We start from the raw sequence: 13153 nt of genomic DNA on the forward strand, positions 1-13153 counted from the left end.
TGGATTCCGGTCGCCAACGGCGTCGAGCACGGCACGGCGATCGCCTGCCCAAAAGAAAAGCCGGCCAGAGCCGGCTTTTCCGTCGCCTGAGGATGTTTCCTATTCGGCGGCCATTCGCTTCGGAGCGGTCGGCTTGAGATGCTGCACCTTGGGCATCACCTCGCGCGATAGAAGCTCGAGCGAGCGACGCCAGGCGTCCGGCTTGTCGACGTAGTCGAAGCCGAACACCAGGAGCTGGCCGAAGCCGCCGACCTCGTCATAGATCTTCTCGATCTTCTCGATCACGGTCTTGGGCGAGCCGACGATCCAGTTGTGCTTGGCGCAGTATTCCGGCGTCACGTCGGAATCCGGCACGCTGGGATCGTGCTTCAGGTATTCGAAGAAGCCGAACTGGGCGAGCAGGGGCAGGAAATACTCCCGCATCATCCGGCCCATGTTGGCACCGACCGAGAGCTTCATCGCCTCCTCGTCGGTATCGGCCACGAACACCTCACGTACGACCCGCCAGTCGCTGCGATTGGGCGTGCGGCCGACTTTTGCCGCGCCGACCTCTACCGAGTCCCAATGGCTGCGGACATAGCCCGGATTGAGGTTGAGGCTCATCGGCAGGAAGCCTTTTTCACCGGCCAGCTTGAGCGTGTCCGAATTCTTGGACAGACCCGCGACGCCGATCGGCGGATGCGGTGACTGCAGCGGCTTGATGTGCGGCTTCAGGAAGCCGAACATCGTGTCGGGCTTGGTCACGTGCCAGTACTTGCCCTTGTAGTCGAACGGCTCGTTCGAGCTCCACAGCTTCAGGATGATGTCGAGGGCTTCGCGGGTCATGTCACGGTTGACGCCCGACATGCCGTCGACATTGAACATCGCCCAGTCGCTTGGCAGCCCGGAAGCGGCAACGCCGAAATTCAGTCGGCCGCCGGAGATGTGATCGAGCATGGCGACTCGGTTGGCGAGTTCAGCCGGGTGATGGTACGGCAACAGAAAGCCGCCGGGACCAAGGCGGATCTTCTTGGTCTGCATCAACGCCTGCGCGACCAGAAGATCGGGTGAAGGGTGCGGCTCCCAGGGCGCCGTATGATGTTCACCGATCCAGCATTCGGTGAAGCCGAGTTCATCCAGCCATCGGATCACTTGAAGGTCCCACTCGTGGCCGTCTTTGAGCGGCCTCTCGGGTGGGTGCGATGGCATCGTGAAATATCCGAATTGCATCGTTTCCTCCTGTCTTATGGGAGGAAGTCGACTACCATTGTTCGGAAGGCGCAAGGGGATATGTACGCATGACTGGAGAGGCGCTGATCCTCATCGACCAACAGAAGGCGATGGAGGATGCCAAATGGGGCCCTCGGAACAATCCCGACGCAGAGCAGAATATCGGTCGATTGCTGACGGCCTGGCGGCAGCGCAACTGGCCGATCTTTCATGTGAAGCACGATTCGAAATCTGCCGGCTCGCCGTTCCGTCCGGGGCAACCTGGCAACGACTTCCTGCCCCTGACTGCGCCGCTGCCCGGAGAGCCGGTGATTGCCAAGTGTGTTCAGAGTGCCTTTGTCGGTACCGACCTGACCGTGCGCCTCGAGGCTCTCGGTCGTCCGCCCTTGATCATTTGCGGCGTGCTCCTGGCCAACTCCGTCGAAGCGACGGTGCGCGTGGCCGCCAATCTCGGCTTCGACGTGTACCTGCCGGGCGATGCCTGTTGGTCGTGCGACAAGCGCGACCTGACCGGGCGACTGTGGTCGGCCGAGGATGTTCACCAACTGACTTTGGCCCTGTTGGATGGGGAATATGCAACGGTTACAACCACCGACGAGGTGTTGGGAAAGCGTTGACGTGATCGCGGGGCCGCAACGTGAGTTGGGGGCGGCGCGCTCTTGGGGAGAAACCATGGGAGACGACAAAACGTCGGGCAGGAGGCGGTGGATCGACCTTGGCCAGACGTTGCAGGATCGGCTTGCAGAGACGCAAAGGCATCCATCGGGATTCGACTATCTACGGTTGATCCTGTCGTTCGTGTTCGTGGCGTACCACGCGTTCTTCGTCTGCTACGGCTGGTCGGTGTCGGATTGGGTGTTTCTGGGACCGGCTCGGCCGGTGGGCTACTTCCTGTTGCCGTCCTTCTTCGCGTTGAGCGGGTTCCTTGTGGCGGGCAGCCTGGAGCGCAACACGCTACCTGTCTTCTTCACGTTGCGCGTGCTGCGCATCATGCCGGCGCTGGCCGTGGAAGTGCTGCTCTCCGCCTTCTTGCTAGGCACCCTGCTGACGACCTGGAACTGGTCCGATTACTTCTCGCATCCCAGATTCTGGAGCTATCTCCTGAACGTCGTCGGTTACGTTCATATTCAGTTGCCCGGCGTGTTTCTGGACAATCCGTTGCCGGACAACGTCAACGGCCAGCTCTGGACCATACCCTACGAGCTGAAGAGCTATCTTATGGCCGGCTTTTTCGGCTTCCTGGGACTTGCGACACGCAGCAAATGGGTCCTCGGGATCTCGATCGCATTGATATCGTACCTGACCCTCAAGCAAGTGTTCGGAGCGGCGCCGCATGCCATGCAGTACGGTCCTCCCGGCCGCATGCTGATCATCTCGGCCATGGTCGGGCTGTGGCTGTATGTGGCGCGCCACCGCATTCCCTACAGCCGCATGCTGTTCTTCGCTTCACTGGCGGCGACGTGGATCCTGTTGTCGACGGCCGACCTCTTCTATGTCGCCGTGTTCCCGCTTTGCTACGTCACCGTCTATCTCGGCTTGCAGAATCCGAGGCGGATCTGGGTGGTTGCCAGCGGCGACTATTCCTACGGCCTTTACCTCTACAGCTTCCCGATCCAGCAGGCGATCGTCCAGCTCCTGCCCGATCATCGCACCTGGATCGTCAACACCGCACTGGGTTTGCCGATCACCGGTATCTGCGCCTTCCTCTCGTGGCATCTCGTCGAGAAGAGGGTCCTGGCGTGGCGCAGGGTTGCGTGCGACTGGGCGATGGCCTGGTCCGCGCCGGTCGACAGGGCAAAGCGCCGATTCCTGGAGGCAGCCGCGTCGCGGCACGGCGGAAAAGCGCTGCAGCGCCCGCCGCGGTGGCCGGACCGACCGGCCCAATAGGGGGCACCGCTCCTCGATCTTGCGACCGCCATTGCTCTAGGCGATCAGTGTGGCGCTGGGTAACATGCCGGCATCATGGAAATCGTGTGATGCAGTTCGAGGAGGGATGACATGCTGGAGCGGCTTCAATTCTATATCGATGGCAAGTGGGTGGATCCCGTGACGCCAAAGACGCTCGACGTCATCAATCCCGCCAACGAGGAGGCTTTCGCGCGTATTTCGCTCGGCTCCAAGGCGGATGTGGACAAGGCGGTCGCGGCCGCGCGCCGAGCCTTTGAAACCTATTCGCGCACGACGCGCGAGGAGCGGGTCGCCCTCTTCGAGAAGATCATCGCCGCCTACAAGGGCAAGTATCAGGCGATCGCCGAGGCGATCAGCCAGGAAATGGGCGCGCCACTGTGGCTGTCCAAGGCAGCGCAGGCAGGCACCGGCCTCGGCCACTTGAATGAGACACTGAAGATCCTCAAGGAATATCCGTTCGAGGAGGTGCGCGGCACCACGGCCATCCTGAAGGAGCCGGTCGGCGTGTGCGGCTTCATCACGCCGTGGAACTGGCCGATCAACCAGATCGTCTGCAAGGTGGCGCCGGCTCTTGCTGCCGGGTGCACCATCGTCCTCAAACCCTCGGAAGTGGCACCGCTCAACGCCATGCTGTTCGCCGAGGTGCTCCACGAAGCGGGCGTGCCGGCGGGAGTCTTCAATCTGGTCAACGGCGATGGGCCGAGCGTTGGCGAGGCGATGTCGTCCCATCCAGGGATCGACATGATGTCGTTTACCGGCTCGACCCGCGCAGGCATCGCCGTCGCCAAGGCGGCCGCCGATACCGTCAAGCGGGTGGCGCAGGAGCTGGGCGGCAAGTCGGCCAATATCGTGCTCGACGACGCCGATCTGACGAAATCCGTGTCGTCCGGGGTCATGAGCATGATGCTGAACTCCGGTCAGTCCTGTAACGCGCCTTCGCGCATGTTCGTGCCGCGGGCCAAGAACGATGCCGCCATCGCGGTCGCCAAGGCGGCGGCCGAGAAGATCAAGGTCGTGGATCCGGCCACTCCCGACGCCGGTCCCGGCACGATCGGCCCGGTGGTGAGTGAAGTTCAGTTCAACAAGATCCAGGCCCTGATCCAGAAGGGCATCGAGGAGGGGGCGACCCTGGTCACCGGCGGTCCCGGCCGTCCGGAAAACATGAACCGGGGCTACTATGTCCGTCCGACCGTCTTCGCCAATGTCACCAACGACATGACCATCGCCCGCGAGGAGATCTTCGGACCGGTCCTGACGATGCTGGCCTATGACAGCGACGAGGACGCCATCAAGCAGGCCAACGATACGGTCTACGGTCTTTCGGGCTACGTCCAATCCGGCGATATCGAGCGCGCCCGCAAGGTCGCGTCGCGCCTGCGCACCGGCAATGTGCACCTGAATGGGGCTGGTCCCGATTTCGGCGCGCCGTTCGGTGGCTACAAGCAGTCGGGCAACGGCCGCGAATGGGGCGAGTATGGTTTCGAGGAGTTCCTCGAAATCAAGGCCGTCATGGGCTGGGTGCCCAAGCCCAAGGCGGCCTGATACCTGGCAGCCCTCCAACGAAAAAGCCGCCCGAAAGGGCGGCTTTTGCGTTTCCAGGCGATCCGGCGGGGATCGCGTCGGCTGCTTACTTGATCTTCGATTCCTTGAAGACGACGTGCTTGCGCGCAACCGGATCGTACTTCTTGAGTTCGAGCTTCTCGGTCTTGGTACGCGGATTCTTCTTGGTCACGTAGAAGAAGCCGGTGTCGGCGCTGGACACCATCTTGATGAGGATCGAGGTCGGCTTGGCCATGGTATTTTCCCTGTGCCCCGGCGGGCGAATTCCTGAGAGGCGGGCAAAGTAGTCAGCAAACGCGCCGTGTCAAGCGCCGCGAGAAAGGGCCGGACGGGCCCGGTCAGCGCGGCGCCGAAGCCTGGTCGATCGAGCCCAGTCGCACGGCATGTGCGTAGAGCGTCGGATTGTGCAGCAGCCGGGTCGCGATATCGACATCCCGTTCCGGGGAATCCTCGCCCGGTGGGCAGATCTTGCGCAAATCGGCCACTTCCTGAGGACCGGGATGACGCTCGGCATGCCAGTGCTGCAATAGCGAGCGGCTGCCGTCGACCAGGGATGCACCGAGCTTGTCGACGTCGGGCACCTTGGCGGTGCAGATGTTCGGCATCACGCCCAATTCGTTCCAGGTATAGCCGGAGGGGGCGATCAGCCGCGACCACGTCAGGATCAGCTCGCCCTGGTTGGGCAGCCGGACGACGGTCTGGACGGTGCCCTTGCCGTAGCTCGTCGTCCCGACGACGACAGCGCGGCCGCGATCCTGCAGGGCAGCGGCCACGATTTCCGCGGCAGAGGCCGAGTTTCCGTTCACCAGCACCACGATCGGCAGATCGCTGGCGCGATCGTGACTGTCGCTGCGGTAGGTCCGGTCGGCATCGGGATGGCGGCCCTTGGTCGAGAAGATCACGCCATCGCCGATGAACAGCTCGGCGACCGATTCGGCCTGGTCGAGCAGGCCGCCGCGATTGCCGCGCATGTCGATGATGATGCCACCGAGCTCCGGTCCGATCTCGGCCTTGGCCTTGTCGATGGCCTGCACGAGCGAATCCGTCGTCGCGGTATTGAAACCCGTCAGATGGATCAGGGCCAGGTTGCCGTCACGCTCATAGGTGACCGTTGTCGGGATGATACGACCACGCCGCAGCGGCGCGGTGATGTTCTGACCGTCCTGGTGGAGCACGGTCAGCGAGACCGGCGCGCCGACCGGTCCGCGCAGCTTGTGAACGACGTCAATCAGCGGCCGCCCGACCATGCTTTCGCCGTCGATCGCCAGGACCTGGTCGCCGACGCGGATCCCGCCCTTGGCGGCCGGCGACCCGTCCTGGATCGCCCGGATGACGATCTGGTTTTCGCCGGTCCGTTCGAGGGTGATTCCAATGCCGCCGCCGCCATCGCGCTGGAAGCGATTGTCGCGAGCCTCGTCCGGATCGGCGTAACGGGTATTCTTGTCGAGCTGGCTGGTGGTCGCCACCATGGCCGCCTTGGTCAAGGCTCCCCGGTCGGCTCGCTTCAGCACAGGAGAGGCCTCGATCGACGAGGCGAACAGGTCGGTCAGCATCGCGCCCCAGGCGCGGCCGTCGGCCGGATCGGTCGGTGCCGGTCGCGACAGGATTTCCTTGCCGTCCCGGAAGACCGTGAAGGTCTGGTCGTTGGCCTGCAGCGACAGTTCGGGATCGGCGCTGGCGAAGCCGCGATAGGTCTCGATCGCGATCTTGCGGAAATCCGGTTCGTTGACGTGGCGGTCGGCGATCAACCGATAGGCCTGGAGCACCACGCGTTCGGGGCTGGCCTCGGTGGCCGATGCCGCTGTGCTCGGGGGTGTGGACGGTCCGCCTCTCGTTTCACAGGAAGCGACCAACGAGGCGGCGAGCAGGGCGGCTGTGGTATGGAACAGCGCCAGACGGAAAAGACGGATCAGCGGCACCTATATACCCTACGATAAGCGGCGCGGAGCGCAAGCGAACACCGCGCCATCACGAAGAAACGTCGATGCCGCTCGTCGAAGGCTTGGGCGCGGCCACGCGGTAGACCCACAGCAGCGAGATCACCGATCCCTTGAAGCGCGGCAGGAGCAGCAGCGCCAGCAGGACCGACAGGGGTAACCACAGCAACGCATGGAACCAGAGCGGCGGCTGGTTTCCGTAGCGCTCTACTATCAGCACGAGCGGGACGACAATATGACCTACAACAAAGATCGTGAAATAAGCTGGGGCGTCGTCCGCCCGATAGGGCTCGAGGCCCAGCCCGCAAGCGGGGCAGAGGCTTCGCATCTTCAGGTAGCCGCCGAAAAGCGTTCCCTCGCCGCAGCGAGGGCAACGGCCACGCCAACCTCGGTATAGCGCGGTCCGGAAATCCACGGGAGCGTGTGTTTGGGACATTGCGCCCAAGATGGGCGTTTTGCCTACGTTCGTCGTCGCGACCGTTTGTCCCGACCGCCGGGCCGGCGCGCGACCGGACGACGCGGACCGTCTGGCCGCGCTCCCGGCCGCTTGCCGCGATGACCTCTCGGCAGCGCATGGCGCTCGACCCGCTCGACGACGTCGACGAACTCGAACAGCAGGCCGCCGGTCGAGGCGTCGGCTTCGACCAGCTTGATCCGCAGACGATCGCCGAGCCCGAAGCTCTCGCCGGTTCGCTCGCCGATCAGCATCTGCCGGCCTTCTTCGTGGCGGAAGAACTCCTGGCCGAGGCTGCGCACCGGCAGCAGGCCGTCGGCACCCGTGCCATCCAGGCTCAGGAAGAGCCCGAATCGGGTCACCGAGGTCACGCGTCCGGCGAAGGTCGCGCCGACATGCTGGGCCATGTAAGCGGCGACATACCGATCCATGGCACCGCGTTCGGCCGCGACCGCGCGCCGTTCGCACATCGACAGATGTTCGCCGAATTCCTCGAAGCGGGTGCGATCGGCCTCGGCAAGACCGCCGTCGCCCAGCCCGAAGGCAGCGATCAGCGCACGATGCACGATCAGATCGGGGAACCGGCGGATGGGCGAGGTGAAGTGGGCGTAGCGGGCAAGGGCGAGGCCGAAATGCCCGACATTGTCGGGACTGTAGACCGCCTGGCTCTGGCTGCGCAGGATCGTTTCGTTGACCAGGCGCGCGACGGGCTTGTCGACGACGGCTTGGAGGATGCGATTGAGATCGGCCGGCCGCAGGCGCGGTCCCGCCGGTACCGAAAGCCCCAGGGTGCCGAGGAATTCGCGCAGCGCCTCGAGCTTGGCCGCATCGGGCTGATCGTGGGCGCGGTACAGGCAGGGGCTCCGGCGCTGTTCGAGCGCCTGGGCCGCCGCGACATTGGCCAGCACCATGAACTCCTCGATCAGCCGGTGGCTGTCGAGCCGTTCGCGGACGCCGATCTCGGCAATGCGTCCGTCCTCGCCCAACTTGACCAGCCGCTCCGGCAGGTCGAGATCGAGCGCTCCCCGTTTCTCACGCGCCTGCAGCAGCACGCGGAAGGCGCCGTAGAGAGGGGTGATGACGCTGTCCATCAGCGGCCCGGTTTCCTCGTCGGGCATGCCGTCCACCGCGCGTTGCACCCGCGAATAGGTGAGACGGGCGGCAGACCGCATCATGGCGCGATGGAACCGATGGCGCTTGAGATGGCCGTCGGCATCGATCCACATCTCCGCGACCAGCACCGGACGGTCCTGGTTCGGCACCAGCGAGCACCAGTGGTTGCTGAGCGCCTCGGGCAGCATCGGCACGACGCGATCGGGGAAATAGACCGAGGTGCCGCGGCGATAGGCGGCGCGCTCGAGCGCCTTGTCGTGCCGCACGTACCAGGCGACGTCGGCGATGGCGACCAGCAACCGCCATCCGCCTTCGTGATCAGGATCGGGTTCGGCAAAGACGGCATCGTCGAAATCGCGGGCATCCTCGCCGTCGATCGTGACCAGCGGCACCTGGCGCAGGTCGAGTCGATCGCCAAGCGGCGCCGCCTTGGCCCGCTCGGCTTCCTCGAGTGCGGCTTCGGGGAAGTCGACGGGGATATCGTTGGCGGCGATCGAGATCAGGCTCACGGTGCGCGGATCGCTCATGCGCCCGATGCGTTCGATCACGCGGGCGCGGCGCGACAGGTGGCCGCCGATCTCCTCGATCCAGACGATGTCGCCGGGCTCGGCTCCGTTGCGGTCGGCCGGCTTGATGTCGAATTCGCGCCGGAGCTTGCGGTCGGTCGGGCTGACCTTGCCGAGCCCGCCCGCGCCGGCCGGCTCCTCGTACAGGCCGAGGATCTTCTTGGGGCCGCTGCCGAGCCTGCGGATGATCCGCGCCTCGTAGCTCGTCTTGCCGCGTCGCTTGAGCGAGGCGAGCACGCGGTCGCCCACGGCGGGAGCGACGCCACCGCGCACGGCATGCGGATCGACGATGATGCGCGGCGGTGGACCTTCGGTTTCCTCGTCGTGCCGCCGCGGCACGGCCAGCAGATGGCCGTCCTGGTCGACCTTGACGATCTCCAGCACGGCGATGTCGGCGAGCGCACCGGGTGGCTTGAAGGTCTTGGCGCGGTCGGCCGCGATGTCGCCCTTGTCACGCAGATCGCGCAGCAGCTCCTTGAGCTCGATGCGCTGATCGCCCTTCAGTCCGAAGGCACGCGCGATCTCGCGCTTGCCGACCGGGGTTGTGCTCTCCTTGATGAAGGTCAGCAGTTCGTCGCGGGTTGGGACGCGGCCTTTAGCCATCGGTTCCGGTGCGCGGCGGGATGTCGGCCTTGGCTTTGGCCTTTCGCTTGGGCGCCGCCTTCTTCTTCTTGGGCGCGGTCTTCTTCGGCGGCGATGTCTCGCCGGCATCGTTGGCGGCGACCGGCGCGGCCTTCCGGGCTCGGCCCTTCGGCTTCTTGGCGCCGCCCTTGGCGGCACGCTCGGCCAGCAGGGACACAGCCTGCTCGACCGTGAGGTCGTCTGGCTTGATGTCGCGCGGGATGGTGGCATTGACGCCGCCATGCTTCACGTAGGGGCCGTAACGACCTTCATAGAGCTCGATTGGCTGCTGATCGCCGGGATGCTCACCGATGACGCGCAGCGGCTTGGCGGCGGCCCGACCGCGCGCCTGCTTGGCTTCCGCCAGCAGCGCCACGGCGCGGTTCATGCCGATATCGAGCACGCTCTCGTCCGCCGGGATCGATTTGTACTTGCTGCCGTGCTTCACATAGGGCCCGAAGCGGCCGACGCCGGCCAGGATCGGCTGACCGTCCTCGGGATGCGGGCCGAGCTCGCGCGGCAGGGAAAGCAGCGCCAATGCCTTTTCGAGAGTGACCTCGTCGGGCGTCATGCCGCGCAGCAGCGACTGGCGCTTGGGCTTCTCCTTGCCTTCGGGCTCGCCCAGCTGGACATAGAGGCCGTACGGCCCATTGCGCAGGGTGACTTCCTTGCCGGTGGCCGGATCGATGCCCAGCACCTTCGGCTTGTCGAGATTGGCGCCGGAGGCGGCATCGGCCTCGGCATCGACGATGCCGAGCTTGCGGGTGAAGCGGCACTCCGGATAGTTCGAGCAGCCGATGAAGGCGCCGAACTTGCCGAGCTTGAGGCCAAGGCGTCCATTGCCGCAGGACGGGCATTCACGCGGACTCTTGCCGCCATTGTCGTTGGCAGGAAAGAAGTGCGGTCCCAGCTCTTCGTCGAGCTTGTCCAGCACCTCGCTCACCCGAAGGTCCTTGGTCTCGCCGACGGCGGAGGAGAATTCGCGCCAGAAGTCGCGCAGCACCTGGCGCCAGTCGATCTTTCCGTCGGAAATCTCGTCCAGCTCTTCCTCGAGATGGGCGGTGAAGTTGTATTCGACGTAGCGCGGGAAGTAGGTCTGAAGGAAGGCCGTGACGATACGGCCGCGGTCCTCCGGCACGAAACGCTTGCGGTCCAGGCGAACGTAATTGCGCCTCTGCAGCACCTCGATGATGCTAGCATAGGTCGAGGGTCTGCCGATGCCGAGTTCCTCCAGCTTCTTCACCAGGCTGGCTTCGGAATAGCGCGGTGGCGGCTCGGTGAAATGCTGCTCGGGGATGACCTCGCGCCGGTCGAGCGGCTCGCTCTCCGCCACGTCCGGCAGGATGGCACCGCTCTCCTCGTCCTCCGGGTTCTCGTCCCGGCCTTCGTCGTACAGCGTCAGGAAGCCGTTGAAGCGCACCACCGAACCGGTGGCGCGCAGGATCACGTTCTTGTCGCCGCTGGCGATATCGATCGTGACCTGGTCGAGCACCGCGCTTTCCATCTGGCTGGCAACGGTGCGCTTCCAGATCAGCTCGTAGAGGCCGAGCTGGTCCCTGTCGAGATAGGCGGCGACGTCCTGCGGCGTGCGGAACAGGTCGGTGGGCCGGATCGCCTCGTGCGCTTCCTGGGCGTTCTTGGCCTTGGAAGTGTAGACGCGCGGCTTTTCCGGCACATAGCTCGGGCCGTAGCGATCCTCGATGAGACGGCGCGTCTGACCGATTGCCTCGGGCGCGAGCTGCACGCCGTCGGTTCGCATGTAGGTGATCAGACCCACCGTCTCGCCGCCGATATCCACGCCTTCGTACAGCTTCTGGGCGATGCGCATCGCCGTGGCCGCGCCCAGCCCCAGCTTGCGCGAGGCTTCCTGCTGCAGCGTCGAGGTGATGAAGGGCGGCGGGGGATTGCGCCTGACCTGGCGACGCTCGACGGACGAGACGGAGAAGGCGCGGCGCTCGATCTCGCGCTTGGCGGCTTCGGCGCGTTCGGCGGTGTCGAGGTCGAACTTGTCGAGCTTGCGACCGTCGAGATGGGTGAGGCGGGCCCTCAGCGTCTGCTTCTTGGTGGTGCCGAAGACGGCGTCGACGGTCCAGTATTCGCGGCTCTTGAAAACCTCGATCTCGGCCTCGCGCTCGCAGATCAGGCGCAGCGCCACGGACTGCACACGGCCGGCCGACCGGCTGCCCGGCAGCTTGCGCCACAGCACCGGCGACAGGGTGAAGCCGACCAGATAGTCCAGCGCGCGACGCGCGAGATAGGCGTCGATCAGGGGCTGGTCGAGGTCGCGCGGATGGGCGACCGCGTCGAGGACCGACTGCTTGGTGATGGCGTTGAAGGTGACGCGTTTGACGTCGACGCCCTGCAGTGCTTTCCGGCGCGCCAGAACGTCGAGGACGTGCCAGGAAATGGCTTCGCCTTCGCGATCTGGGTCGGTGGCGAGATAGAGACGGCCGCCCTTGCTGACCGCGCTGGCGATCGCGTCGAGACGCTTCTGGGAGGCCCCATCGACCTCCCAATCCATGGCGAAGTCCTCGTCCGGGCGAACCGACCCGTCCTTGGCCGGCAGGTCGCGCACATGGCCATAGGAGGCCAGCACGGTGTAGCCGGGGCCGAGATACTTCCCAATCGTCTTTGCCTTGGCAGGCGACTCGACGACCAACACATCCATCGTCGAAACAAGCTCCAGTAAATCAATAAAAACCAGAGCTAAGTCACTGATTTAAATCAGAGATACTCGGTTGCCCCGGTGCCTCTCCAGGCGGCCTTCCAGCTCGAGGGCCAGCAATACCTCCGCCACGGTGGCGGCGGACACTTGGCATCGGCGTACCAGTTCGTCAACCGCGGTGGGCGCCGAGCCCATCGCCTCCATTACCTTTGCAGCCTCTGTGTCATGAAGCTTTTTTGCTGGTTTATCAGAGCGTTGTACCGGTGCCGGAGGTCGACCGAACACACTTATAATATCGTTCACGTCGCGGGCCAGAATCGCCCCTTCACGGATAAGGGTATTGGAGCCCTCGTAGCGGCAGTCCAGAGGCGAGCCGGGCACGACGAAGACTTCCCGTCCTTGCTCCGCAGCCCTGTGCGCCGTGATCAGCGACCCTGATTTCGCCGCAGCCTCGATCACCACCACACCCTTCGACAGGCCGCTGACGATGCGGTTGCGGCGTGGAAAGGCGCGGGCGACGGGCGGGGAGCCCCAGGCAGCTTCGCTGAGCAGGAGGCCTTGCCGGGCGATTGCCGCCTGCAGCGACGCGTTCTGCGGCGGATAGACCTGGTCGATGCCGCCTGCAAGCACGGCGATCGTTCCTGTGGCCAGCGCCGCTTCATGGGCTGCGGTGTCGATCCCGCGGGCCAGGCCGGAGGCGACGGCGAAGCCGGCCTGACCGAGACCCGCGGCGAAGTCGGCTGCCAACCGGTAGCCCGCCATCGACGCGTTGCGGGCACCGACCACCGCCACCGTCTCCCGGGCGAGGAGTCCGAGGTCGCCAATGGCGGAGAGGACCGGTGGAGCATCCGGCAACGCGGCCAACGCCGGCGGATAAGCTGAATCGCCAAGGACCAGGAATTGTCCACCGCGCGCTGCCAGCCCTTGCTCTTCGTGCGCAATTCGAGAGTCCGGCACGACGTCCAGTTCCTGGCAGGCCCGCCGCGCCGAGCCGAAATGATCCAGCGCCTCGTGGAACGAGACCGGACCGATGCGGGGCGTGCGCGCCAGGCGCAACCTTGCGCGCCGTTCGCCAGGATCCAGTTCACACGTCTCTGAGCCATCGAACATGGCTAGATCC

Annotated in this window: 10 protein-coding genes; 3 read left to right on the forward strand and 7 right to left on the reverse strand. The window is 65.0% G+C overall.

The annotated features are described in order from the left end of the window. Positions 1–99: 99 nt before the first annotated feature. Entirely contained in the window at positions 100–1209 is a 1110-nt protein-coding gene (locus tag B5D62_RS05170; RefSeq protein ID WP_085932715.1) for an LLM class flavin-dependent oxidoreductase, read from the reverse strand. Positions 1210–1277: 68 nt separating this feature from the next. Between B5D62_RS05170 and B5D62_RS05175 the strand changes: the two genes are divergently transcribed. The 3 genes from B5D62_RS05175 (at position 1278) to B5D62_RS05185 (ending at position 4659) form a co-directional block, all read left to right on the forward strand. Continuing rightward, positions 1278–1826: a cysteine hydrolase family protein gene (locus tag B5D62_RS05175; protein WP_085932716.1), complete on the forward strand. Its 549-nt coding sequence runs from the start codon at positions 1278–1280 to the stop codon at positions 1824–1826. Between the two features lie 55 nt (positions 1827–1881). Continuing rightward, positions 1882–3096, forward strand: coding sequence for an acyltransferase family protein (locus B5D62_RS05180; RefSeq protein ID WP_170920792.1), 1215 nt, complete (start codon positions 1882–1884; stop codon positions 3094–3096). A gap of 111 nt (positions 3097–3207) precedes the next feature. Further along, entirely contained in the window at positions 3208–4659 is a 1452-nt protein-coding gene (locus B5D62_RS05185; RefSeq protein WP_085932718.1) for an aldehyde dehydrogenase family protein, read from the forward strand. Between the two features lie 85 nt (positions 4660–4744). Here the strand turns inward: B5D62_RS05185 and rpmG are convergent, their stop codons facing one another. The 6 genes from rpmG to dprA form a co-directional block, all read right to left on the reverse strand. Further along, positions 4745–4912, reverse strand: coding sequence for a 50S ribosomal protein L33 (gene rpmG / locus B5D62_RS05190; RefSeq protein ID WP_085932719.1), 168 nt, complete (start codon positions 4910–4912; stop codon positions 4745–4747). 103 nt (positions 4913–5015) lie between these two features. Then, positions 5016–6596 (reverse strand): S41 family peptidase, encoded by a 1581-nt coding sequence (locus B5D62_RS05195; RefSeq protein ID WP_139373724.1) that lies wholly within the window; start codon positions 6594–6596, stop codon positions 5016–5018. Between the two features lie 49 nt (positions 6597–6645). Further along, positions 6646–7050, reverse strand: a complete 405-nt coding sequence (locus B5D62_RS05200) for a DUF983 domain-containing protein (protein ID WP_085932721.1) — start codon at positions 7048–7050, stop codon at positions 6646–6648. A 23-nt stretch (positions 7051–7073) separates the two neighbouring features. Beyond that, on the reverse strand, positions 7074–9350 hold the full coding sequence (rnr, locus tag B5D62_RS05205) for a ribonuclease R (RefSeq protein ID WP_085932722.1): 2277 nt from the start codon (positions 9348–9350) through the stop codon (positions 7074–7076). Continuing rightward, complete coding sequence (gene topA, locus B5D62_RS05210) at positions 9343–12036, reverse strand: type I DNA topoisomerase (RefSeq protein ID WP_085932723.1); 2694 nt, start codon at positions 12034–12036, stop codon at positions 9343–9345. The genes rnr and topA overlap by 8 nt, the downstream gene beginning before the upstream one ends. A gap of 51 nt (positions 12037–12087) precedes the next feature. Next, on the reverse strand, positions 12088–13143 hold the full coding sequence (dprA, locus tag B5D62_RS05215; protein ID WP_085932724.1) for a DNA-processing protein DprA: 1056 nt from the start codon (positions 13141–13143) through the stop codon (positions 12088–12090). Positions 13144–13153 lie beyond the last annotated feature (10 nt).

The sequence above is a fragment of the Enhydrobacter aerosaccus genome, from assembly GCF_900167455.1.
In the GTDB taxonomy this organism is placed as follows: domain Bacteria; phylum Pseudomonadota; class Alphaproteobacteria; order Reyranellales; family Reyranellaceae; genus Reyranella; species Reyranella aerosaccus.